Below are 22,301 nucleotides of genomic sequence, written 5' to 3'. Positions count from 1 at the left end.
GTGCGTGGAGGGAACCGTCGGCTCGTGTCTTGTGGACGCCGTCAGCTCCATTGCTGTCGTTCTGCTGGTGAGACCGGTCTCAATCGCGTAGGTTGAGACCGGTCTCAACAGGTTGTCCAGGACAGTACCCTGGTTCCGGAACGACGTCAACGACGAAGCAGAACCCCATCGGAGGGCACATGGCAACGGATCCGGCTACCGGACGGCGCGAGACGACGGTGTCCGACGTCGCGAAAGCCGCCCGGGTCTCCAAGGCCACCGCGGCCCGAGCGCTCGGCGACTACGGGGCCGTGAGCGACGACGTCAGGGACCGCGTGCAGGCCGCCGCCGAACGCCTCGGCTACCGCCCCAACGCCCTCGCGAAGAGCATGAACACGGGGAAGTCGAACACCATCGGCGTGGTCATCGGCGACATCGAGAACCCCTTCTTCGCCCGCGCCACCCGGGGCATCTCCGACGTCGCGCAAGCCGCCGGATTCGACCTCATCCTCGCCAATTCCGACGAGGAGGTCGACGCCGAGACGGCCGCGATCGAGCTCCTCCTCGACAAGCGGGTGGACGGGTTCATCGTCACGCCGGCGTCCTCGATCGAAACGAGAAGTTTACAAACGGCGCTCGCGGAAGGGCGTCCCGTGGTGCTCCTCGACCGGCGCGCGGCGGGCATGCAAGCGGACACGGTCGTCGCCGACAACGCCTCCGGAGCGGCGATGGCGACCCGGCATCTCCTCGCCACCGGTCACCGGCGCATCGCCTTCGTCTCGACGCTCGCCCACGAGCACCCCTACGTCTCCGGAGACGACGTCGGCTCCTCCTCGGTGGGAGACCGCATCGACGGGTTCACGGCGGCGCTCGGTGAAGCCGGGGTCGAGGATCCCGCCGCCTTCGTCCACCTCAACGCTCGCGCGGAGGGGATCGACGTCATCACGCGGAAGGTGCTCGGTGGTCCAGACGCCGTCACCGCGATCGTCGCCTCAGACAGCCTCGTCGGCTCCGCCGTGTTCCGGACCATCCGGGAACTCGGCCTGTCGATCCCCGGCGACGTGTCGCTCATCGTCTTCGACGACGCCGACTGGACGAGCCTCACGACGCCACCGATCACGGTCGTGTCCCAACCGATCTACGAGCTCGGTGCCGAGTCCGCACGCCGGTTGATCGCCCGGATCGGGGGGACGGGCTTCGATGCGGAGGAGTTCGTGCTCGCCCAGACGCTCATCGAGCGCGGATCGGTGGGCGCGCCCCCGCGTCGGTGAACGCTGCCGTTCTGTCCCTAACTCAGGAGTGCTGCGGCGTGTCGGATGCGGCGCGCCGGTCGGGCGACGCGACGCGCCGGGGGTGTCCTGAGTTAGGGACGGTGGGAACGGGTGTCGGTCCGGGTGCCCGGCGGGTGTGGTTCTGTCCCTAACTCAGGAGTGTCGGGGCGTGTCGGGTGCGGCGCGCCGGTCGGGCGGTGCGACGCGCCGAGGGTCTCCTGAGTTAGGGACGGTGGGAACGGGTGTTGGTTCGGGGTGCCCGGCGGGTGTGGTGCTGTCCTAACTCAGGAGTGCTGCGGCGTGTCGGGTGCGACGCGCCGGTCGGGCGGTGCGACGCGCCGAGGGTGTCCTGAGTTAGGGACGGCGGCGGAGGTGGAGGACGCTGTCGTCGAGTTCGGCCGGTTCGCCGTCGGGCCCGGCCGCAGCGCGCGGGACGAGGGCTGCGATGACGACCTCCCAGTCGCCCGCCTCCAGCTCCAGGGAGGTGCGCACTTCATCGGGTGTCGGGAAGTGCGCGTGTGCGATGTGCTCGGTCGCCCAGGGCGGCGGGCCGGCATGACCCACGACGAGCAGGGTGCCGCCTGGCGCGACCGCTGCTGCGGCACGACGGAGAACCTCCTCGCGCGGGAACGCGACCGGGGAGTGGAGGAACGTCGCGGTCACGAGGTCGAAGCCGCCGGACGGTTCCCACGCGGCGAGGTCGGCCTCGATCCAGGCGATGCGGTCAGCGACCCCGGCGGCCTCCGCGGTGGAGCGGCCGAGGGCCAGCGCGGTCGGGGAGATGTCGACCGCCGTGACGGACCAGCCCTGCTGCGCGAGCCAGACCGCGTCGGCACCCTCACCGCTGCCGAGTTCCAGCGCGGTGCCGGGGTGGAGGTCGGCCACCTCGCGTTCGAGGGCGGCGTTCGGCCGACCGCTCCACACCTGGCCGCGGCTGCGGTAGCGGTCCTCCCAGAACTCGGCGGGATCGGTGAGGGCGGGCTCGTGTGCGGAGGTCATCCGCCCAGCCTGCCCTGCGGCGGGCATCAGGCGGTGGTTTCTTGCCGGAACAGCAACGCGGGCCCTTCGACAGGCTCAGGGACCGAGGTGCGGGTGGGCGGGTTTGGTCACTGAGCTTGTCGAAGTGGGAGCGGGGAGGCGGGTCGTCAGTGCCCTTCGACAAGCTCTGGGACCAGGGTGTGCTGGGGTGAGGCGGGTCCGGCCAGGGCCCTTCGACAGGCTCAGGGACCGGGTGGACGCCGGGGGAGGCGGGCTCGGTCGCTACCCTTCGACAGGCTCAGGGGCCGGGCGGGGTGCGGGGGCTCTGAGCCCTTCGACAGGCTCAGGGACCGAGGTGGAGGCTCAGGGACCGGGGGTGAAGCTCAGGGACCGGGGTGTGGGTGGGGTCGGCGGGTCCCTGAGCCCTTCGACAGGCTCAGGGACCGAGGTGGAGGCTCAGGGACCGGGGGTGAAGCTCAGGGACCCGCCGCCCGCGGGTCAGGCGCTGAAGTTCAGCGCCAGGTCGACGAGGAGACGCGTGCCGTAGCCGGTCGCACCCTTCGAACGCCACGACTCGTCGGACTCCACGAGCATGGTCCCGGCGATGTCGAGGTGCGCCCACGGCACGTCACCGACGAACTCGGCGAGGAACAGCGCGGCGAGCGTCGAACCGGCGTAACGACCACCGATGTTGGCGAGGTCGGCGACATCGGAGTCGAGCTGCTTCCGGTAGCTGCGTTCGAGCGGCAGCTGCCACAGCTGCTCGTCGGTGGCCTTCGCCGAGGCGAGCGTCCGGTCGACGATCCCCTGCTCGGTCCCGTGCACCGCGGCGGTCTTCGTGCCAAGGGCCATGATCGCGGCACCCGTCAGCGTCGCGATGTCGACGATCGCGTCGGGGCCCTCCTCGACTGCCAGGCTCAGTCCGTCGGCGAGGACGAGGCGACCCTCGGCGTCCGTGTTCTTGATCTCGACGGTCGTGCCGTTGCGGAAGGTCAGCACGTCGCCGAGCATCGTCGCCGAGCCGGACGGCATATTGTCCGTGCACATGAGGAACGCGGTGACGCTGCTCGCGCAGTGCAGCTCGTCCAGCGCGGTCATGGCGGAGAGGATCGCGCCGGCACCCGCCATGTCCATCTTCATCGCGGCGTGCGACGGGTCGGACGGCTTGAGCGAGATGCCGCCCGAGTCGTACATGATGCCCTTGCCGACGAGCGCGAGGTGCCCGGCCGGTTCGACCGGCGACCCGTCGGCGTCCTTCGGCGTGTACCGCAGCTTGATCATGCGGGGCTCTTCGACGCTGCCCGCGTTGACGCCGAGCAGGCCACCGAGGCCGAGCTCGATGAGCGCGTCCCTGTCGAAGACCTCGACATCGAACCCGTTGGCGGCACCGAGCAGCTGCGCGACCTCGCCCAGGTCGGTCGCCGTGAGGTGACCGGGCGGGGTGTTCGCGAGGTCGCGGGCCAGGTTCGCCGAGCGGGCGAGGACCTCGCCGCGGTGGGCGCCGGTCGCGGTCTCCGCGAGGTCGTCGCCGGCCGCGACGAGGTGGAGCGCGACGAGCGGCGTGCGCTTCGCCTCGCGCTTGAGTTCGGTGTAGCGGTAGCGGGCGAGCAGCGCGCCCTCCACGACGAGCTGTCCGGCCGACGCCGCGTCGAGGTCGAACGCGTGCGCGACGTCGAGGCCGATGGTCGCGAAGGACGAGGCGGCGCGGGCGAACGCTGCGGCGACGTCGCGGAGTGCGGCGGCGGTGCGCTTCTCGGGTGCGCCGACGCCGACGGCGATGAACGTCGGTGCGTCCTGGCTGGGGATCACGAGGGTCTGGCCGAGCTCGCCGGTGAATCCGGCGCGGGTCAGGGCAGCCCGGTCGAGGCCGAGGGCCGCGGGGATCTCGTCGTCGACGCCGTCGAGCGCGGGGGCGACGGCGAGACCGATGGCTTCGACACCCTCGGGGAAGTCGATCGCCACCTCCAACTCGACCGTCTCGGCGTCGAGCGACGGCGTGCGGGAGAAGGTCGGCGGGATCAACTTGGTGGGTCGGGATGGCATGCAGCGTCCTTCGTCTCGGAGTCGGGCTCCGTCCATCGTATGGGCCCGACCTGGCCGCGGATGGGCGTGGTCTGCGAGGATGCCGGGATGGGCGCATGGGGAACCGCGATCTTCTCGAACGACACGGCGTCGGACATCCGCACGGAGTACCGCGAGTTCGTGCAGGACCGGGTGCCCGACGACGACGCGACGCGACGGACCATCGCCTCCTTCGCCCACCTGGTTGACCGCGACGACGGCGAGCTGTGGATCCCGCTCGCGGCCGCGCAGAGCGAGGTGGGCCGGCTCGATCCCGACGTGCAGGCGCGGGCGATCGCGGCGATCGACCGGGGAGCCGACCTCGAGCTGTGGGCGGAGGCGGGCCGGACGGAACTCACCCGCCGCACCGCCGCGCTCCAGCGCCTGCGTGAGCAGCTCCTCGGCCCGCAGCCCGCGCCGAAACGCCTCCGCCGATCGTGGCGCCATGTGGAGGACGACCTGACGCCGGGCGACGTCCTCGCGTTCACCGCACCGAACGGACGGACGGCGCTGTTCCGGGTGGTCGGCATCCACCGGTCCCGGTACGGTGACTCGCCAGAGCTCGACGTGCTCGACTGGGTGGGCGAGCGCGTGCCCGAGCCGGAGACCCTGTTCGGGCTCCGGGCGAAGCGTGCGCCGGCCTCGGGCAACCTGCCGGAGCGCCCGGTCGTCTGGCAGCCGAATCGGTTCCGCAAGACCGACCCGGTGTGGCACGAGGCCGGCTTCGTCCGTGTCGCGCGCTTCGCGGGGTGGCCGAGCCGGTCCGCGCGGACGCCGGGTCACTCCGGCCTCTGGCGGGCGTTCAGCCTGAGTGTGGCCCGCAACCTCGACGACGGTACGTGGTGAGCTGAGGCGGATCGTCGTCCGCAGCACGCGATGACGACGATCCGCCCCACCTCAGCTGGTGGGGACGAGCGCCGCTCGGACGTCGTCGCGCGGTTCGACCTCGATCGCCTGCGCGTGCGCCTGCGCGAGCACGTCCGCGATGGACACCCGCTCGCCCGTCTCCGCGGACCGCACGGCGGCCTCGACCATCGCGAGGCTCAGGACGTTCGTATGGACTTCGCCCGAGGGCACCCGTCCCGTCCGGATCGCTTCGACGAACTCGACGAGCGAACCGGCGATCTCCTCCGGCACGTCGGCCTCGAGCGTCGCGGTCTCGACCTCGGCGGCCACCCCGTCCGTCGGCGCGAGCTGTCGCCGGGGCGCGGAGTCGCCGTCCCAGACCGCGGTACCGTGCTCGCCGTTGACGCGCCAGCTGCCGTTCCAGGACGTCTCCACGCCGTCCGCGCACCAGCTGCCGCTGTAGGTGTACCGGACACCGTCTGCGAACTCGAAGACAGCGGTGGCGGCGGCATCGGCCGAGAACCAGCTCCAGGCGGGGTTGAACTCCTCGCAGTACACGGCGATCGGGTCGCTCCCGAGGACGTAGCGGGCGGCGTCGAAGGCGTGGATGGCCATGTCGACGAGCAGCACGTGCGGCATCTCCTCGCGGAACCCACCGAAGTGCGGCGCCTTGAAGAACTCGGTGGTCGCGGACCCCAGGCGGCCGAGCGAGGCGACCTGCTCCCGGAACGCGGCGATCGACGCGTAGTAGCGGCGCGACTGACTCGTCATCAAGAGCTGTCCGCTCGCCTCCGCCGTCGCGGCCAGGGAGAGCGCCTGCGCCACCGTGGGCGCGATCGGCTTCTCACACAGCACGGGCAGCCCGGCGAAGAGCGCCTCGGTGTTCACCGGGTGGTGCGCGGCGGGCACGGTGACGTTCACGACCGCGTGCGCCCCGGCGGCCTCGGCGACGACCGACACGCTGGTCCCGACGACGACACCATCGGGGCCCACCTGCAGCCCGGCCTCGAGGACGGCCGACTCGGCAAGTGCCGTGTCGAGGTCGACGACGCCGACGAGCTCGGTCTCGGGGTTCGCGAGGATGGTCCGCAACCAGGCCCTGCCCATCCCGCCCGCGCCCACGAGGACGAGCCGCACCGGCGCGGTCGCGTCCGAGAGCACCGCGAAACCACCGTCGACAGGCGCACTCATCGTTCGAGCGCCCCCTCGTAGCCGCGACCGTTGTAGAAGTCCTCGGTCTCGTACCGGAGCAGGACCGGCACCGCGCGCTCCGGCCGCAGGGTGTGCGCCCACCGGACGCCGTTCGCGAGGACGCGCCGGACGTGCTCGTGGTGGTAGACGGGGTAGTCCTGGTCGCCCGGGGAGAAGAAGAAGATCTTGCCGAAGCCGCGCTTGTAGGTCATGCCGGAGCGGAACACCTCGCCACCCGTGAACGTCGAGAGGAAAATCAGCTCGTCGGGGGCCGGGACGTCGAAGAACTCGCCGTACATCTCCTGCGCCGGGATGATGAACGGGTGGGGGACACCCTGGGCGATGGGGTGGGTCGGGTCGACCGTCCACACGATCTCCCGGTCCTCCTCAGACCGCCACCGCAGCGTGCAGGTGGTGCCCATGAGCTTGCCGAAGATCTTCGACCAGTGGCCCGAGTGCAGCACGAGCAGGCCCATGCCGGCGAGGACGTGCTGGTGGACCCGCTCGACGACCTCGTCGGCGACCTCGTCGTGCGCGGCGTGACCCCACCACACGAGCACGTCGGTCGCGGCGAGGACCTCCTCGGTCAGGCCGTGCTCCGGCTCGTCGAGCGTCGTGGTGGTGACGACCGCATCGGCGCCGAGGTGCTCCTCGATGCCCTCCTTGATGGTGGTGTGCATGCCGTCGGGATAGATCGCGCGGACCTTCTCCTCGATCTGCTCGTGACGGTTCTCTCCCCAGACGAGGACGCGGACGGGGGTGGTGCTGTCGGACATGGTGGTGCTCCTTCGAGGATGCGTTGCGTGGTCGGTGATGGTGTCTGGGTGCTGGTCGGTCATTTGACGGCGCCGCCCGTCGCCCCGGCGGCGATGAAGCGTTGGGCGATGACGAGCAGGATGATGGCCGGCAGGGACGAGAGGACCGCGGTCGCCATGACCGCGCTCCAGTTCGACACCTGCGAGCCGAGGTACTGGTAGATCCCGAGGGTCACGGGGCGCACGTCCTCGGTCGTCGTCAGGGTCAGGGCGAACAGGAAGTCGCTCCAGGAGAACAGGAACGCGAACAGCCCGGCGGTGATGAGCACGTTGCGGCTCACCGGTAGGACGATCGAGACGAACGCCCGCACGAGCCCGGCGCCGTCGACGCGGGCGGCCTCGACGATCGAGGGTGGGATGGTCTGCATCGACGCCCGCAGGATGAGGATCGCGAACGGGATGGCGTGGGACGCGTCGGCGAGGATCAGTCCGGGGATCGAGTTGAGCAGGCCGAGGTCGTTGTAGGCGGAGTAGAGGGCGTTGGCGATCACGATGCCGGGGATCATCTGCGCGATGAGGATCACGAGCAGGGCGATGCTGATCCACCGGAACCGGAACTGGGCGAGCGCGTAGGCCGCGGGTGCGGCGATCGCCAGGGTCAGCACGACGGTCCCGAGCGAGATGACGAGGCTCGTCACGAGGTGCCCGCCCTGGTCGGCGATGGCCTTCTCATACCCGGCGAAGCTCGGATTCACGGGGAAGAAGTCGCCGGTGAGGGTGTTGCCCGACGGCTGGAGCGACGCGTTCACCATCCAGTAGACGGGGAAGAGCATGATCGCGAGGATGAGGACGCCGAGGACGGTGGAGCCGAGGCGTCGTCGGTCGCCACGGCGGCGCGACGGGCCGACCGGGGCGAAGCGACGGGTCTGTCGGCCGCCGGTCACGATGCTGGTCGTGGTCATGAGGGGTCGGTGTCCTTACTCGTCGACCGCGCGTCGGTTGACGCGGAGGTAGACGATCGCGAAGAGGAGCGAGATGACGATCAGGATGTTGCTGAACGCGGCGCCGACGCCGAACTCGAAGTTCACGAACGACTCCTGGTACGAGCGCACGGACAGCGTCTGGGTGGCGTTCGCCGGCCCGCCGTTCGTCAGGCCGAGGATGATGTCGAGCACCTTGATCGTGTAGACGACGCCGAGCACGAGCACGACGCTCACCACCGGGCGGAGGTTCGGCCACGTGATGTGGCGGAAGGCCTTCCACCCCGTCGCGCCGTCGAGCGCACCGGCCTCGTACAGTTCGTCGGGGATGTCCTGCAGACCTCCGTAGAGGATCGTGACGTTGAACGGGATACCGATCCAGATGTTCACGAGCACGACCGCGAACAGGGCGACCGAGGGGCTCGTGAGCCACGGGACCCCGCCGAGGCCGATGGTGCCGAGGGCGGTGTTCAGGACACCGCTGTCCTGATCGAGGATCGACCGCCAGGTGGCGCTCGACACGATCAGCGGGAGGAGCCAGGGGAGCAGCAGCATCGCCCGGAGGAACGAGCTCAGGGGGAAGCGTCGCTTGAAGAACACCGCGAGGGCGAGCCCGATCACGAACTGACCGGCGATGGAGCCGATCGTGAACAGCGCCGTGTTGAGGAGCGCCGGGGTGAACAGCTGGGAGCTGAACACGGTCACGTAGTTCGCGAACCCGACCCACGGTGCCTCGCCCGTGAAGAAGGTCTTCGTCGTGTACTCCTGGAAGCTCATCGTGACGTTCTTGACGACCGGGTAGCCGAAGAACAGCACGATGTAGAGCGCTGCCGGGGCGACGAAGCCGAGCTTGACGAGGTCTTCCCGACGGACGCGTCGGCGCCGGCGGGCGGCCCCGGCGGGGGTGCGCTTCAGGGGCGCACCCCCGTCGGTGCCATCGGGCCGTCGGTCGGTCTTCCGGTCCTGGAGCGAGGCTCCGGCGATGCCGCTGCTCATCGGGATCAGCCCGCGGCCGCCTGCTTGAACGCCTCTTCAGGCGTCGCCTGCCCGGTCAGGGCGAGCTGGATGGCGGTGTAGATCTCGGTCGCGGCCTCGGGCCATTCCTCACCGAGTTCACCGGTGCGCGAGCGGGCGTTGGCGACCTGCTCGGTGAACGCGGCCATCTCGGGCACCTTGGCGACGTACTGCTCGGCCAGGGCCGTCTTCGTCGGGACGGTGAAGCGTGCCTCGGCGAGGGCGAGCTGGTTCTCGTCGCTCGAGATGCACTCGACGAACTTCGCGGCCTTCGCCTGCTTGTCCTTGTTGCCGGTCACCGGGACGGTCCAGACCTCGCCACCGAGCGGGGCGACGGGCGTCTGCCCGGCCTTGTTCACCGGAACCTGCACGCTGCCGTACTTGAGGTTCGTGTCGGCGCTGAGGGCCGGGATCTGCCACGGGCCGTTGATCATCATCGCGGCCTTGCCGGCCATGAACTGGTCGTTGACGTCGGCCTGCGACCAGTTGATGACGCTCTTCGACGCGGAGCCGGAGTTCACGAGGTCGACCTGCAGCTGCAGGGCCTCGGCGACCGCCGGCGTGGTGAGGTCGGTCTCGTCGCCCCCGTTGGTCCACATGAACGGCAGGAACTGCCAGCTGCCCTCGTAGGTGGCGATGGAGCTGAACGCGAGCCCGTAGGTGTCACCCTCGGTGAGTGCGGCGGCCGCCGTCTTCAGTTCGTCCCACGTGGTGGGCGGGGTGATGCCCTTCGCGGCGAGGAGGTCCTCGTTGTAGAAGAGGCCGAGGGTGTTGACCGTCGGCGCGAGGCCGTACACCTCGCCCTCGTAGCTCGCGGCGTCGAGGATGCCCTTCGCGAAGCCGGAGGTGTCGACGTCGTAGTCGCTGAGCGGCGAGAGACCGCCGGTCGCCGCGATCTCCTGCACGTCCGGGTTGTCGAGCATGAGCACGTCCGGCAGCGTCTTGGACGACGACTGCTGCAGGACCTTCTGGATGAGGTCCTTGCCGGGGACGTTCTCGCGCTTGATCTTCACGTCGAGCTCCGTGGCGCAGCGGTCGAGGGCTTCGCCGACGAGGGTCTTGTCGGGCTCGTTGTTGTAGTAGTCGAGGATCGTCAGGGTGTCGGCGTCGCCGCCGGCCGCAGCGCCACCGCCGCCGCTGCACGCGGTGAGGGCGAACGGGGTGATCGCGAGGATCGCGAGCGAACCGAGCACGTGCGGCCGCCGGATGAGGCGCTGCTTCGTGTCGCGGGTGGTCGTGGATCGCATGTCATGGCTCCTTTGCCTGGTGAGTGGTGATCGTGGTGCGGTGGTGATCGTGGTGCGGTGGATGGTGGTCGGATCGGTCGGTGGTGGTCGGGCGGGGTGGTCAGTGGTCGAGGGCGACCCAGTCGGCGTTCGCTGCGGCGCTCTCGGCGACGGCGGTGAGGATGCGCTGGACGCGGAGGCCGTCGGCGAAGCCCGGCTCCGGCCGGCGGCCGGCCGCGAGGTCGCGGGCGAGGTCGGCGACCTCGTGGACGAAGGTGTGCTCGTAGCCGAGGCCGTGTCCGGCCGGCCACCAGGCGCCCGCGTAGGGGTGGCCGGGCTCGGTGACGAGGATGCGCCGGAAGCCCGCCTCCTCCGCCGGGAGGGTGTGGTCGTGGAACTCCAGTTCGTTCATGCGCTCGAAGTCGAACGTGATCGAGCCGTCGGAGCCGTCCACCTCGAGCCGCATCGCGTTCTTCCGGCCGGTGGCGAAGCGGGTGGCTTCGAAGGTCGCGAGCGCCCCGCCGTCCGTCCGGCCGATGAATACGACCGCGTCGTCGACGGTGACCGTGCCGGTGCGAGGGGTGGCGGCAGTCGAGGTGGCGCTGAGTCCGCTCGACGCGTCGGGGAGTGGACGTTCGGTGATGAAGGTCGAGCTGAGGGCGCTGACCCCGGTGAGCTCCTGCCCGGTCACGAAACCGACGAGGTCGATGATGTGGGCGCCCAGGTCGCCGAGCGCTCCGGAGCCGGCCTGCTCGGCGTCCAACCGCCAGACGAGGGGGAAGTCGGGGTCGACGATCCAGTCCTGCAGGTACTGCGCGCGGATGTGACGGATGGTGCCGAGTCGGCCGTCGGCGACGAGGCGCTGCGCGTAGGCGAGCGCGGGGGTTCGGCGGTAGCTGAAGCCGACCATCGCCTGGACGCCTCGGGCGGCAGCACGCTCGGCGGCCGCGACCATCCGCTCCGCCTCCTCGAGCGTGTTGGCGAGCGGCTTCTCGCAGAGGACGTGGATGCCGGCGTCGAGTGCGGCGATCGCGATCTCGGCGTGGAGGTGGCCCGGCGTGCAGATGTCGATGACGTCGACGTCGCCCCGGGTGAGGAGGGCGCGCCAGTCGGTCTCGACGTCGGCGATGCCGAAGCGGTCGGCGAAGGCACGGGCGGCTTCGGCGTCCCGACCGCTGACGGCGACGAGTTCGACGCCGGGGCCGAGGTCGAAGAAGCGCGGGGCAGTGGTCCAGGCCTGCGCGTGGATCGACCCCATGAAGCTGTATCCGACGATTGCGACGCGGAGCGGCTGCGCCGGACGGTCGTCGACGGTGGTGGCTGCAGGCATCTTCGCGGCTCCTTCGCCGGTCGAGGTCGGATCGCGCATCGCCGAAAGTTAACCGGTTTACTACGCGCTTCGGGAACCAGCATGCCTGCGTCTCCGCCCGCCGTCAAGGATGAATTTAACCGGTTTACCGAATCGTGATCCGTGAGAGACTTGCCGGACACCAGAGCACGTGAGCGGGGATCCATGGCAACGATGCGTGACGTCGCGCGGCTCGCCGGAGTCTCCGTCGCCACCGTCTCGTTCGTCGTCAACGACTCCAAGCCCGTGTCTCCCGCCACCCGCCTCCGGGTCGAGTCGGCCATGGTCGAGCTGGACTTCCGGCGGAACGCGGTCGCCAGGGCGCTCGCGAGCCGCCGCACCCGCATGATCGCGCTGCTCTTCCCCGTCCTGCAGCACCGCCTGTCGGACACCGCGGCCCGCTTCTTCACCGGCGCCGCCGAGGCGGCCTCCGAGCTCGGGTACACCGTGGTCCTCTGGCCGGAGCCGAGCGACCCCGGAGCGCTCCGTGAACTCACCTCGGACGGCCTCATCGACGGCGTGATCCTCATGGAGGTGCGGCTCGACGACCACCGGGTCGACCGGTTGCTGGCGGCGCGGACCCCGCTGACGCTCATCGGCCGCACCCGCGACCCCTCCGGCCTCGACTACGTCGACGTCGACTTCGAGGGCATGGTGGAGCAGTCCATCGACCGGCTCCAGGAGCTCGGGCACCGGGAGTTCGTCCTCGTCGAGGAGGTGGAACGCGAGGGGCTCGACGGCTACGGCCCGGTCGTGCGCGTGCAGGAGACGTTCCACGCCGTCTGCGACGAGCGCGGCCTCCGCGGCCGCACCCTCCGGTGCGCCCCGGACCCCGCCGGTGGTCGCGCGCTCGCGGCGACCCTCGTGGCCGAGGCCCCCGAGGTCACGGCGATCCTCGTCCTGAACGACCGGGCGGCCCTCGGCCTCGTGAGCGAACTCGGCAAGCTCGGCGTCTCGATCCCGGATGAGCTGTCCGTCGTCCTCATCGGCTCGACGCGCGAGGTGTCGGAGGCGGCCGATCCGGCGCTCGCCGTCACGCTGCTCCCCGCAACGGAACTCGGACGGATGGGCGTGGAGACGCTCGTCGGTCGCCTCGACGGCACGCTGGGCGAACTCCGCCACGAGCTCGTGAAGGGTCCGTTCCTCGAGGGCGAGTCACTCGCTCCGCCACCGGTCCGTTGACAGACGGCACTGTGCATACCCGTTTTGGGTATACCCGGTGCAGTCTGACGCCGGGTCCAGCACTCAGCGGCTGAGGGTCCGGACGAGCGCGATGGCCTCCTTCGGGGAGACGTCGGGGAGATAGGCCTTGCCGACGGCCGTGCCGATGAGCGGGAGCGCGAGCGGGTCCGAGTAGGTCATGTAGATGGTTTCGTACGTCGGGTTGAACTTCGCCTTGAACCGGAACAGCGAGGAGAACCCGTAGGCGGGCTCGAGGGTCTTCGCGAGGAAGTCCATCAGGCGCGTCATCGTGGTCGCGGGCGGTGGCGTCTCACCCGGCCCGAGCGGTTTCGTGGCCAGCGGGGCACCGGAGAGCGACAGCACCTCGACGCCCGTCTCGCGCATGTGTAGCGCGGCCGAGGCGATGAGGAACTCCATGACGCCGTTCAGACTGCCGTCGGCGCGGCGCATGAAGTCGATCGTCCAGCCGACCACGCGCCCGTCGCGGTACGACGGCAGCCAGCTCGTGATCGCCTGCAGTCGTCCGTCGGGCCCGATCGCGAGCATGAGCGCGACCTCCGGGTCCTTCAGCTCTTCCATGGCACCCAACGTGAAGCCCATCTCCGGGAGCTCCTTCTCAGCCACCCACTGCTCGGAGATCGACGTGATCTCGTTCACCATCGCCAACGGCAGCTCGTCCCAGGTGGTCCAGAGCGTCGTCAGCCCCTCCTTGATGCCCCGGTTGAGCGCCTGCCGCACCTTCTGCCACGGCTTCCCCGTGAGCTCGAAGGTCGGCGGGTGCATGAGCGTCTCCTCGCCGACCGACATGACCTGCCAGTCGAGCTCCGCGAATACCGGCAGGTACTGCTCGTGCACGCTGTAGAACACCGGGATCCAACTGTTCGCGTCGCAGAACTCGGCGAACCCGCGGATCGTTGAGCGGCCGTCGGAACCCGGCGCGATCGGATCGGACATCGTGATCGCGATGCCGTTGATCACCCGGTAGGCGACCGCGCTGCGGCCGTCCTCGGCGAACCAGTAGTCGTTGCCCGGCCACGTCGCCATGAACCCCATGGTGCCGCCGCCACCCTGCCTGAGCAGCTGCCGGATGCGGGCGCCGTCACCCTGGTGCGACGTCGGCCCGGTCGCAGCGAACAGCCGGAGCATGGCGAGCAGGAACACCGCCCAGAAGATGGGTCCGACCCACTCGAACGCGAACACGGTGAGCCCGTCCGTGGGGAAGGTGGGGCTCCCGAGCGAACCGAGGAACACTCCGGGCAGGAACCGGCGCGGCACGTCGGAGAGGAGGGTGGCGACACTCGCCGGCTCCGGGAGGAACGTGGCGCGGTTGATCCACCCGATGAGCAGCTCGCCGACGAGCAGCACGACGAACGCGAACACGACGGTGAACACGAACTCGCGACGGGCGTCGCGGGGTGCACGCACCTGGAAGTGCCGGCGTTGCGCGACGAGCAGGAGGGCGAGCGCCAACGGGACGACGAGCGCGGCCGCACCCCAGAGCAGGATCTCCCACAGGTCCGTCCCGTTCTGGTCGAAGCGGAGCGCGTACACGAACGCGAACGCGCCGATGACGGCGAGCGCGAACTTCACGACGATCGTGAGGATGAGTGCGAACCGCCGGCCGTTGCGCAGGCCGATCGCCGCGACGACGAGGAGCACGAGCGGCACGAAGGTCAGCACGAGGGACCCGGTTCCGGCCTGGCTGGCGATCGCGATCTCGCGGTTGCACTCGTCGGTGAAGCTCGCGGCACACCGGCCCATGACCTCGTCGTAGTCCGGGACGGTGTCGCTGAACACGTTCCCGAGGTAGGAGAGCAGGCCGATCGCGTTCGGGGAGATGATCGAGATGAGCGGCCCGATCGCCGACACCGAGATCGTCGCCGCCAGCAGGGTCCTCGTCTCCTGGTGCGAGCTGCGGTTCCAGCGGGTGCGCTGCCGCCCCAGGGCCCGCGCGAGCACCCGGCCGAGCACGAGCCCGAGCATGGCGGCGATCAGCCGGTACACGTCGGTCGTGTCGCCGTTGTAGAGCACGAACATGAGGATGAACCCGATCGTGATCACCCGGATGCGTCGCCGCCAGAGGGGGAGGGCGAAGGCGCTCGCCGCGAGGAGGGCGCCGACGATGCCGACGAAGGGGTCGAGGGTCAGGTCCAACTCGACGGTGATCGCCCAGAGCTCGCCGATCGCGGCCCCGATCGCCTGCAGGCCGATGCCCACGAGGGTGCCGGCGACCCCGAGGACGAGGAAGATCCAGAGGGTGCGCCGCGAACCCATGAGGCGTTCGGCGACCCCGAGCAGCCCGACGGCGCCGAGGACGGCGAAGACGAGTTGGAACGGGTCCCAGGCGATGACGAGGGCGCTGAGCGGCGTCCACCAGTGCCCGGCCTCGATGGTCGTCGCGAACCCGGCGGCCCACTGCTCCTGGACCGCCGTGGAGGCCGGCCCGGTCGCCGTGCCGGTCAGGATCGCGAGGACGAGGATGATCGCCGCGAGCCCGAAGCTCACGGGTGTCCCGCGGACGAATCGCACGGCCGACGTCTGGAAGCCCGCGAGCCGTGCGGCGGTGCGTGATCGCCGCGACTCCGTCGATGTCGTGCCCGTCGATGTGGAAGGTGTGCCCGTCCCCGGTGTCTCGCTCGAGCTCATGATGTCCCTTCCGCCGTGCTGTCCGGCGTGCCACTCCTCATGATCATGGCCTGCGGGGAGCTGACTTGGCGAGTCCGCCGGGCGGCTTCACGGCGGACGTGCCGGCCGCTGCACTATGGGGCGCCCCCGCTCGTGCCCGGTTTGGTGGTGCTCAGCGACGCGCCCGTAGGATTGGAGGGTTCCGGGAGCGGGCGCCAGCCAGGCGTCAGCACCGAAGGCACCGCCGCGATCCGCGGCATGGAGAGGTCCACATGGCAGAGCAGTCCCGACTCGATTCCGTCGTCACCCTGGCGCAGCACCGAGGGTTCGTCTTCCCCTCCGGCGACATCTACGGCGGAACCCGATCGGCGTGGGACTACGGGCCCCTCGGCGTGGAGCTCAAGGAGAACATCAAGAAGCAGTGGTGGAACGCCTTCGTGCGCGGCCGCGGCGACATGGTGGGTCTCGACTCCGCCGTCATCCTCCCCACCGCCGTCTGGGAGGCGTCCGGCCACGTCAAGGTCTTCAGCGACCCGCTGACCGAGTCGCTCATCACCCACAAGCGCTACCGGGCCGACCACCTCTTCGAGGCGTACGAGGCCGAGCACGGCCACCCGCCGGAGAACGGCCTCGCCGACATCCCCGACCCCGAGCACCCGTCGAAGATCGGCCAGTGGACCGAGATCCGTCAGATGTCCGGTCTGCTGAAGACCTTCCTCGGTGTCGTCGACGACGAGTCCGGGCTGCACTACCTGCGCCCGGAGACCGCGCAGGGTATCTTCACCAACTTCTCGAACGTGCTGCAGACGGCGCGCAAGAAGCCGCCGTTCGGCATCGGCCAGATCGGCAAGGCGTTCCGCAACGAGATCACCCCCGGCAACTTCATCTTCCGGACGCGTGAGTTCGAGCAGATGGAGATCGAGTTCTTCGTCGAGCCCGGCACGGACGACGAGTGGCAGCAGACGTGGATGGACCTCTGCTGGGCGTGGTTCATCGACCTCGGCATGACGCCCGACAACATCCGTTGGTTCGAGCACCCGCAGGAGAAGCTCGCACACTACTCGAAGCGCACCGTCGACATCGAGTACAAGTTCGGCTTCGCCGGCAGCGAGTGGGGCGAGCTCATGGGCGTCGCGAACCGCACCGACTACGACCTCAAGGTGCACGCCGAGAGCTCCGGCAAGGACCTCAGCTACTTCGACCAGGCGAAGAACGAGCGGTACATCCCGTACGTCATCGAGCCGTCGTTCGGCCTGACCCGTGCGCTCATGGCCTTCCTCGTCGACGCCTACGAGGAGCAGGAGCTGCCGCCGAACGCCAAGGGCAAGATCGAGAAGCGCACCGTGCTGCACCTCGACCCGCGCCTCGCGCCCGTGAAGGTCGCCGTGCTGCCGCTGTCCCGCAACGAGGCGCTCTCGCCGCTCGCCCGCCAGATCGGCGACGAGCTGCGCGGCTCCTGGAACATCGACTTCGACGACTCGGGGGCCATCGGTCGCCGCTACCGCCGTCAGGACGAGATCGGTACGCCGTTCTGCGTCACGGTCGACTTCGACTCCCTCGAGGACAACGCGGTGACGGTCCGCGACCGCGACAGCATGCAGCAGGAGCGCGTCGCGATCGACGAGCTCTACGCCTACCTCGCCACGCGCCTCAAGGGCGCGTAGGCCTCCACCGCTCCACACGAACGCCCGCTCGCCCATGTTTGGGCGAGCGGGCGTTGCTTCGCCCAAGAATGGGCGAACGGAAGCGGATCGCTCGGGGCTAGGCGTTGCCGAGCGAGGTGTCGAGGAACGCGAGGGTCTTGACCCAGGCGTCGGCGGCCGCGTCCTCGCGGTAGGTGATCGTGTTCGTGTCGTTGAAGAACGCGTGTCCGGCCTCGGGGTAGACGGTGGCCGTGAACTCGACGCGGGCGTCCTCCATGGTGGTCGTGAGGTCGGGGAGGCTCTTCATGAGGTCCTCGTCCTGGTCGCCGTAGAACGCGAGCACCGGGCAGGCGATCGACGTGACGGCCTCGGGCTCCGGCGGGTACCCGTAGAACGGGACGGCGGCACGGATGCGGCGGTCGGCGGCCGCGAGCGCGAAGCTGTACCCGCCACCGAAGCAGAACCCGACCACGGCGACGCGCCCGTCGACACCGTCCTCGTCGAACAGGACGTCGACGGCCTTGCCGAGGTACCCGAGTGCCTCCTCGGCGTACTCCGGCGACTTCGCCACCGACAGCGCCTCGCGGAACCGCGGCTGCGCGGCCGTGCGGGTCGCCTCGTCGCCGCTGAAGACGAGCTCCTGCAGCTCCGTACCGATCTCGGGCGTGACGCCGGCACCGCTCAGGATGTCGGGTGCGACCACGATGTAGCCTTCCGCGGCGAAGCGGTCGGCGACGTCGATGATGTGCGGGACGAGCCCCCAGATCTCGTGGATGAGGACGAGCCCGCCGCGGAGGTCGACGCCCTTCGGCGGATCGGCGCGGTAGGCGGTGACGCCCTTGGTCAGCGTGATGGTGGTCATGTCGCCAGTGTTCCAGCCGACCCTCCGCGACACCTGGGGGTTGCGCTGGGTGGACAGCGGGCGCCCTTCGACAGGCTCAGGGACCGAGGTGCAGGCTCGGGGACCGGGGTGCTGGCTCGGGGACCGGGGTGCAGGCTCAGGGACCGAGGGACGGGGCCCTAGGCGCGGATGTCCTTCGTGAGCTCCTCGACGAGGGCGGCGCGCTGCTCGCGGGTCGACGGCCGTCCCTCGGCGTCGGGACGCTCCTGCCACGGCAGTGGACCCGACGCCCGCCGGTACTCGACCCCGAGCGCGTCGAGTCGGGCCAGGTGCTGCCCGAGACGCTCCTCGAACCCCGCGAGGTCCCGGTCGCGCCCGACCCACGCCACCTCGGCGAGGGCGCAGAGGCGCGGATACGCCTGATAGTCGATGACCCGCGCCGAGTCCATGTGCTCGGTCCAGATGTTCGCCTGCACCCCGATGACGTGCGCGCCCTCCGCTTCCGTCAGCTCCGCGGGCACGGGCTCGAAGGTGTAGACCTCGGCGACGGTGAGTGGCGGACCGACCGGGATGGGTTCGCGCGGGTCGTCGGACTCGCGGTAGTCGAGGTACACGCGGTCGTCCGGGCAGGCGATGACGTCGTAGCCCTGGCGCGCGGCCACGACCGCACCGAACTCACCACGCCACGAGGCGACGGTCGCGTCCTTCGGCAGCCCGCCGCCCTCGAGGATCTCGTCCCAGCCGTAGAGCCGCCGGCCGGCGGCGGACAGGTGCGTCTCGAGCTGGCGGATGAAGCAGGCCTGCAGCTCCTCGACGGAGGCGAGCCCGCGCTCGTCCATGAGGGCCTGCGTGCGCGGGCTCGCCGCCCAGCGGGCCTTCTTCGCCTCGTCGCCGCCGACGCCGATGAAGGTGGAGGGGAACAGCTCCATCACCTCGTCGAACACCGTGCGGAAGAAGTCGACGGTCGCCTCGCCCATGTCGAGGATCGCCTCGTTGATGCCCCAGCGCGTCCACACCGACGGCTCGTCGGGGTCCTGGGCGACGTCGGGCACGGCGAGTTCCGGGTAGGCGGCGATGATGGCTCGTGCGTGGCCGGGCAGATCGACCTCGGGGACGACCGTGATCGAGCGGGCTGCGGCGTAGGCGACGATCTCGCGGAGATCGTCCTTCGTGTAGAAGCCGCCGTGCGGTCGACCGTCGCCAGGTGCGTGCCGCGCGGCACCGTGCTGGCTCTCCGTGCGCCAACCGCCCACCTCGGTGAGCTTCGGGAAGGCGTCGATCTGGATGCGCCACCCCTGGTCGTCGGTGAGGTGGAAGTGGAGGACGTTCAGCTTGTGTCGCGCGGCGAGGTCGATGAAGCGGAGGACGTCGGCCTTCGGCAGGAAGTGCCGGGCGACGTCGAGCATGACCCCGCGCCAGCCGAAGCGGGGTGCGTCCTCGATCGTCGTGGCCGGGACGGTCCAGTCGACGCCCGGCACGAGCGCCCGGCGGTTGACGGCGGGCGGCAGGAGCTGGGTGAGGGTCACCGCTCCGGAGAAGGCGCCGGACGGGTCGGACGCGACGATCCGCACACCCTCCTCGCTCACCGTCAGACGGTAGCCGCCGGCGGCCAGGCCGTCCTCGTGGATGAACGCGATGCTGTCGGTCCGCAGATCGATGCGGGCGTCCAGGTCGTAGCCCGTCGATGCCTGCAGGACCTCGCGCAACCAGCGGCTCGCCGCCGTGAAGCGGCGGTCCCCGCCGAGGCCGGTCGTGTCGCGGAGCGTGAACGCGCCGTCGTGCTGCTGGACGGTCGTTGGCAGTGGCAGCATCGGTGGTCTCCTGGGGTGGACGGGCTCAGCCGCGGGTGTCGACGAGGGTGGTGAGGCGGTCGGCGATCAGCGTATCCGAGACGACGGTGAGCGGCGTCTGGCCGGCTTCGGCCGCGAGGTCGGCGATGCTGCGACCGACGAGCTCATGCAGATCGGGGTGCGAGACCTGGGCGATCCGGACGGTCGACCAGTCGATGCGTTCGGCGACCGGCGGTTCGGCGAAGGAGCGCTCGAGCTCGGCGACCACGGCGTCGTCGCGCAGGCGGTCGAGGACCGCGTCGCCCCCGCCACCGGTCACCCAGCTCGGCAACAGGGCGGTGAGCGCCGTTCCGCGGAGGACGCTGCGCAGCAGGATGGTGCCGGTTCCGTCGTCCATGGGTCGCACTCCAGTCGTCGAGCGGTTGCGCATGCCGCAACGTGGGTTGCGCGAATGCCCGACAACTGTAAGTGGTCCGAACAAACCTGTCAACGGGGGCACTTCGACAGGCTCAGCGACCGGAGGAGGGGCGGCTCGGCGACCGGGGAGGTGCACTTCGACAGGCTCAGTGACCGGAGGAGGGGCGGCTCGGCGACCGGGGAGGTGCACTTCGACAAGCTCAGTGACCGGAGGAGGGGCGGCTCGGCGACCGGGGAGGCGCACTTCGACAGGCTCAGTGACCGGAGGAGGGGCGGCTAGGTGGGCGGGAGTGGCACTTCGACAGGCTCAGTGACCGAAGGGGCGGCTCAGTGACCGAAGGAAGGGGCGGGGCGGCTCAGCGACCGGGGGTCACTCCACGCGGCGGAGGCGCACCGCCATGAACTGCCGGCCGGGGAGGTCGACCCGGACGGTCCCGGAGAACGTGCCGGGCAGCGTCTCCACGGTCATGTTCCAGGTGTCGAGCACGTCGACGTGGAACTCGCCTTCCGGAAGGAAGACGTTCCGGAACCGCGGACGGTTGAACCCGAAGTACCCGATCACGTAGCGCCCGGCGACCCCACCCCACGGCACGTCCCAGTCGCCGGGGAGCGGGTCGAGCACGCCCGTCGGGGACTCAGCCGAGATGCGCTCGAGGAAGGCGATGCGGTCCGGGCTCGAGCCGATGAGCGGTCCGCCCTTCGACCAGAACAGCTCCTCGCGCTCGTTGAGGTACGTCTCCCCGTGACCGACGTAGCCGCCGCGGATCGCGCCCTCCCAGAACCGCCGCACCATCTCCTCGCCGGTGATGTTGCCCCAGCCCTGGTCGATGTCGCCCTCGTAAGCGCACTCGTCGATGACGATCGGCTTGCCCCACTGCTGCCGCCAAAGGTCGGTGTTCTCGGCGGTGCGGTACACGTCCACCCGCTGCACGCTGCAGTGCGTGATCCACGGCTTCGTGTAGTCGTAGAAGCCCTGGCAGTTGTGGATCGAGTTGAGGTGCCCGTGCGGGTCCTCGTCGCCGACCACCGCGGCCAAGCGCTCCCAGTCCTCGGTCGTCTTCGCCCACAGCAGGTCGTATTCATTGGCCATGGACCACCACACGTTGGCGAAGGCGGCGAGTCGGCGGACCGCGTAGCGGAGGTACCGCTCGTCGACGGCCGGGCCGAGGTCGGCGAAGCCCCACCGGTCGTAGGCGTGGAAGAGGATGAGATCAGCCTCGATGCCGAGTGCCCCGAGCTGGGCGATGCGGTGCTCCAGATTGGCCCAGTACGCCGGGTCGAACCGCTCGACGTCGAAGCCCTCGGCCAGTGAACCGACGAAGGGGAACGACGTGGGTTCGTTCGCGTTGTAGAGGTACGACTTCGGGAACACGCACATGCGGATCTTCGTGAACGGCGCATCAGTCAGGGCGGCGAGCGTCGCCTCCTGCAGGTCCTCGGTCTGGTGCGTCCAGGCGTACGCGGTCGTCCCGAGCGGGCGGTGCCGGGTGCCGTCGGCGTGCGCGAAGTGGAACCCGTCCACCCGGACCGGACCGTGCTGACCCGGTTCGGCGGCGCCGACCGTCACCATCCCGGTGATCCCGTCGAGCGATCGCGCGGTCGAGGTCGTGGTGAACGTCCACTCGCCCGGCTCCTCGGCGAGCAGCCGAACGAGGTACCGGCCGTCGCCATCGTAGAAGCCGCCGACGGTGAACTCACGCGAGCCGTTCGTGAACGTCGCGCCGAGCTCGACGTCGACGAACGGGTTGCCGTGCGACGGACCGTCGAGGCGGACCTCGACGACGCCGTACTGCGGGACGGTGCCCGGCACGGTCACGACCGCCGAGCCGCGTTCGACCTCCTCGCCCTCGTACCCGGTGTCCGGCTCGATCGCCTGACCGTAGGGGGCGCGGGCCTCCGGGCCGTCGTCGACCTCGGCCAACGCGGCCCACAGGCGTTCCTTCGCCTCGTCGTCTGCGAGTTCGGGGACGATCGCCGAGAGCTGGCCGAGGCGGATGCTCGTGAACTGCTTCGCCATCGGCGATGCCGCGATCCCGGGCAGGAACACCTCCAGGACGGCTCGGCCGGCCGGGCTGGTGAGGACGTCTCCGAAAGCTGAGCTGCGGTCGAACATGGATCTCCAGTGATCAGCCGAACGGGTCGGCGGTGGGTGAA

Annotated in this window: 17 protein-coding genes; 4 read left to right on the top strand and 13 right to left on the bottom strand. The window is 70.1% G+C overall.

Annotated features, from left to right (window positions below):
* Positions 1-179 precede the first annotated feature (179 nt).
* On the top strand, positions 180-1,250 hold the full coding sequence (locus tag QRN27_RS10635) for a LacI family DNA-binding transcriptional regulator (RefSeq protein ID WP_285042211.1): 1,071 nt from the start codon (positions 180-182) through the stop codon (positions 1,248-1,250).
* Between the two features lie 354 nt (positions 1,251-1,604).
* Here QRN27_RS10635 and QRN27_RS10630 read toward each other — a convergent pair whose 3' ends face one another.
* Complete coding sequence (locus tag QRN27_RS10630; RefSeq protein WP_285042210.1) at positions 1,605-2,249, bottom strand: SAM-dependent methyltransferase; 645 nt, start codon at positions 2,247-2,249, stop codon at positions 1,605-1,607.
* A gap of 477 nt (positions 2,250-2,726) precedes the next feature.
* Entirely contained in the window at positions 2,727-4,271 is a 1,545-nt protein-coding gene (locus QRN27_RS10625; protein ID WP_285042209.1) for a leucyl aminopeptidase, read from the bottom strand.
* Between the two features lie 87 nt (positions 4,272-4,358).
* On the opposite strand from QRN27_RS10625, the gene QRN27_RS10620 reads away from it, so the two are divergent.
* Entirely contained in the window at positions 4,359-5,135 is a 777-nt protein-coding gene (locus tag QRN27_RS10620; RefSeq protein ID WP_285042208.1) for a hypothetical protein, read from the top strand.
* A 51-nt stretch (positions 5,136-5,186) separates the two neighbouring features.
* On the opposite strand, the gene QRN27_RS10615 is transcribed toward QRN27_RS10620, so the two are convergent.
* From QRN27_RS10615 to QRN27_RS10590, 6 genes are all read right to left on the bottom strand, one after another.
* Positions 5,187-6,326 carry a Gfo/Idh/MocA family protein gene (locus QRN27_RS10615; RefSeq protein ID WP_285042207.1) on the bottom strand — a complete coding sequence of 380 codons (1,140 nt, stop codon included), beginning with the start codon at positions 6,324-6,326 and terminating at the stop codon, positions 5,187-5,189.
* Complete coding sequence (locus QRN27_RS10610) at positions 6,323-7,102, bottom strand: ThuA domain-containing protein (protein WP_056009885.1); 780 nt, start codon at positions 7,100-7,102, stop codon at positions 6,323-6,325. The genes QRN27_RS10615 and QRN27_RS10610 overlap by 4 nt, the downstream gene beginning before the upstream one ends.
* A gap of 59 nt (positions 7,103-7,161) precedes the next feature.
* Entirely contained in the window at positions 7,162-8,043 is an 882-nt protein-coding gene (locus QRN27_RS10605) for a carbohydrate ABC transporter permease (RefSeq protein WP_056009883.1), read from the bottom strand.
* A 15-nt stretch (positions 8,044-8,058) separates the two neighbouring features.
* Entirely contained in the window at positions 8,059-9,057 is a 999-nt protein-coding gene (locus QRN27_RS10600; RefSeq protein WP_194668563.1) for a carbohydrate ABC transporter permease, read from the bottom strand.
* A gap of 5 nt (positions 9,058-9,062) precedes the next feature.
* On the bottom strand, positions 9,063-10,322 hold the full coding sequence (locus QRN27_RS10595) for a sugar ABC transporter substrate-binding protein (protein ID WP_285042206.1): 1,260 nt from the start codon (positions 10,320-10,322) through the stop codon (positions 9,063-9,065).
* A 100-nt stretch (positions 10,323-10,422) separates the two neighbouring features.
* Positions 10,423-11,670: a Gfo/Idh/MocA family protein gene (locus QRN27_RS10590; protein ID WP_502929516.1), complete on the bottom strand. Its 1,248-nt coding sequence runs from the start codon at positions 11,668-11,670 to the stop codon at positions 10,423-10,425.
* A gap of 144 nt (positions 11,671-11,814) precedes the next feature.
* On the opposite strand from QRN27_RS10590, the gene QRN27_RS10585 reads away from it, so the two are divergent.
* Positions 11,815-12,831: a LacI family DNA-binding transcriptional regulator gene (locus QRN27_RS10585; protein ID WP_285042205.1), complete on the top strand. Its 1,017-nt coding sequence runs from the start codon at positions 11,815-11,817 to the stop codon at positions 12,829-12,831.
* Between the two features lie 63 nt (positions 12,832-12,894).
* Here the strand turns inward: QRN27_RS10585 and QRN27_RS10580 are convergent, their stop codons facing one another.
* Positions 12,895-15,360, bottom strand: coding sequence for a bifunctional lysylphosphatidylglycerol flippase/synthetase MprF (locus tag QRN27_RS10580; RefSeq protein ID WP_285042204.1), 2,466 nt, complete (start codon positions 15,358-15,360; stop codon positions 12,895-12,897).
* Positions 15,361-15,728: 368 nt separating this feature from the next.
* Here QRN27_RS10580 and QRN27_RS10575 point away from each other — a divergent pair, with 368 nt between their 5' ends.
* Entirely contained in the window at positions 15,729-17,120 is a 1,392-nt protein-coding gene (locus QRN27_RS10575) for a glycine--tRNA ligase (RefSeq protein ID WP_056009877.1), read from the top strand.
* Positions 17,121-17,217: 97 nt separating this feature from the next.
* Here QRN27_RS10575 and QRN27_RS10570 read toward each other — a convergent pair whose 3' ends face one another.
* From QRN27_RS10570 to QRN27_RS10555, 4 genes are all read right to left on the bottom strand, one after another.
* Entirely contained in the window at positions 17,218-17,961 is a 744-nt protein-coding gene (locus tag QRN27_RS10570) for a dienelactone hydrolase family protein (protein WP_285042203.1), read from the bottom strand.
* A 158-nt stretch (positions 17,962-18,119) separates the two neighbouring features.
* On the bottom strand, positions 18,120-19,751 hold the full coding sequence (locus QRN27_RS10565) for a beta-N-acetylhexosaminidase (RefSeq protein WP_285042202.1): 1,632 nt from the start codon (positions 19,749-19,751) through the stop codon (positions 18,120-18,122).
* A gap of 25 nt (positions 19,752-19,776) precedes the next feature.
* Complete coding sequence (locus tag QRN27_RS10560; protein WP_285042201.1) at positions 19,777-20,127, bottom strand: hypothetical protein; 351 nt, start codon at positions 20,125-20,127, stop codon at positions 19,777-19,779.
* 390 nt (positions 20,128-20,517) lie between these two features.
* Positions 20,518-22,260 (bottom strand): DUF5605 domain-containing protein, encoded by a 1,743-nt coding sequence (locus QRN27_RS10555; RefSeq protein WP_285042200.1) that lies wholly within the window; start codon positions 22,258-22,260, stop codon positions 20,518-20,520.
* Positions 22,261-22,301: the final 41 nt, after the last annotated feature.

This window comes from Plantibacter sp. LMC-P-059a (assembly GCF_030209505.1).
Taxonomy (GTDB): Bacteria; Actinomycetota; Actinomycetes; order Actinomycetales; family Microbacteriaceae; genus Plantibacter.
Note: the sequence above shows the minus strand (reverse complement) of the source record. Positions and strands in the feature narration are given on the sequence as shown.

What these genes read in the sequence shown, in the direction of transcription:
- QRN27_RS10635 (WP_285042211.1), top strand. Translation starts at nt 180, where the DNA reads ATGGCAACGGATCCGGCTACCGGACGGCGCGAGACGACGGTGTCCGAC.
- QRN27_RS10630 (WP_285042210.1), bottom strand. Translation starts at nt 2,249, where the DNA reads ATGACCTCCGCACACGAGCCCGCCCTCACCGATCCCGCCGAGTTCTGG.
- QRN27_RS10625 (WP_285042209.1), bottom strand. Translation starts at nt 4,271, where the DNA reads ATGCCATCCCGACCCACCAAGTTGATCCCGCCGACCTTCTCCCGCACG.
- QRN27_RS10620 (WP_285042208.1), top strand. Translation starts at nt 4,359, where the DNA reads ATGGGCGCATGGGGAACCGCGATCTTCTCGAACGACACGGCGTCGGAC.
- QRN27_RS10615 (WP_285042207.1), bottom strand. Translation starts at nt 6,326, where the DNA reads ATGAGTGCGCCTGTCGACGGTGGTTTCGCGGTGCTCTCGGACGCGACC.
- QRN27_RS10610 (WP_056009885.1), bottom strand. Translation starts at nt 7,102, where the DNA reads ATGTCCGACAGCACCACCCCCGTCCGCGTCCTCGTCTGGGGAGAGAAC.
- QRN27_RS10605 (WP_056009883.1), bottom strand. Translation starts at nt 8,043, where the DNA reads ATGACCACGACCAGCATCGTGACCGGCGGCCGACAGACCCGTCGCTTC.
- QRN27_RS10600 (WP_194668563.1), bottom strand. Translation starts at nt 9,057, where the DNA reads ATGAGCAGCGGCATCGCCGGAGCCTCGCTCCAGGACCGGAAGACCGAC.
- QRN27_RS10595 (WP_285042206.1), bottom strand. Translation starts at nt 10,322, where the DNA reads ATGCGATCCACGACCACCCGCGACACGAAGCAGCGCCTCATCCGGCGG.
- QRN27_RS10590 (WP_502929516.1), bottom strand. Translation starts at nt 11,670, where the DNA reads ATGCGCGATCCGACCTCGACCGGCGAAGGAGCCGCGAAGATGCCTGCA.
- QRN27_RS10585 (WP_285042205.1), top strand. Translation starts at nt 11,815, where the DNA reads ATGGCAACGATGCGTGACGTCGCGCGGCTCGCCGGAGTCTCCGTCGCC.
- QRN27_RS10575 (WP_056009877.1), top strand. Translation starts at nt 15,729, where the DNA reads ATGGCAGAGCAGTCCCGACTCGATTCCGTCGTCACCCTGGCGCAGCAC.
- QRN27_RS10570 (WP_285042203.1), bottom strand. Translation starts at nt 17,961, where the DNA reads ATGACCACCATCACGCTGACCAAGGGCGTCACCGCCTACCGCGCCGAT.
- QRN27_RS10565 (WP_285042202.1), bottom strand. Translation starts at nt 19,751, where the DNA reads ATGCTGCCACTGCCAACGACCGTCCAGCAGCACGACGGCGCGTTCACG.
- QRN27_RS10560 (WP_285042201.1), bottom strand. Translation starts at nt 20,127, where the DNA reads ATGGACGACGGAACCGGCACCATCCTGCTGCGCAGCGTCCTCCGCGGA.
- QRN27_RS10555 (WP_285042200.1), bottom strand. Translation starts at nt 22,260, where the DNA reads ATGTTCGACCGCAGCTCAGCTTTCGGAGACGTCCTCACCAGCCCGGCC.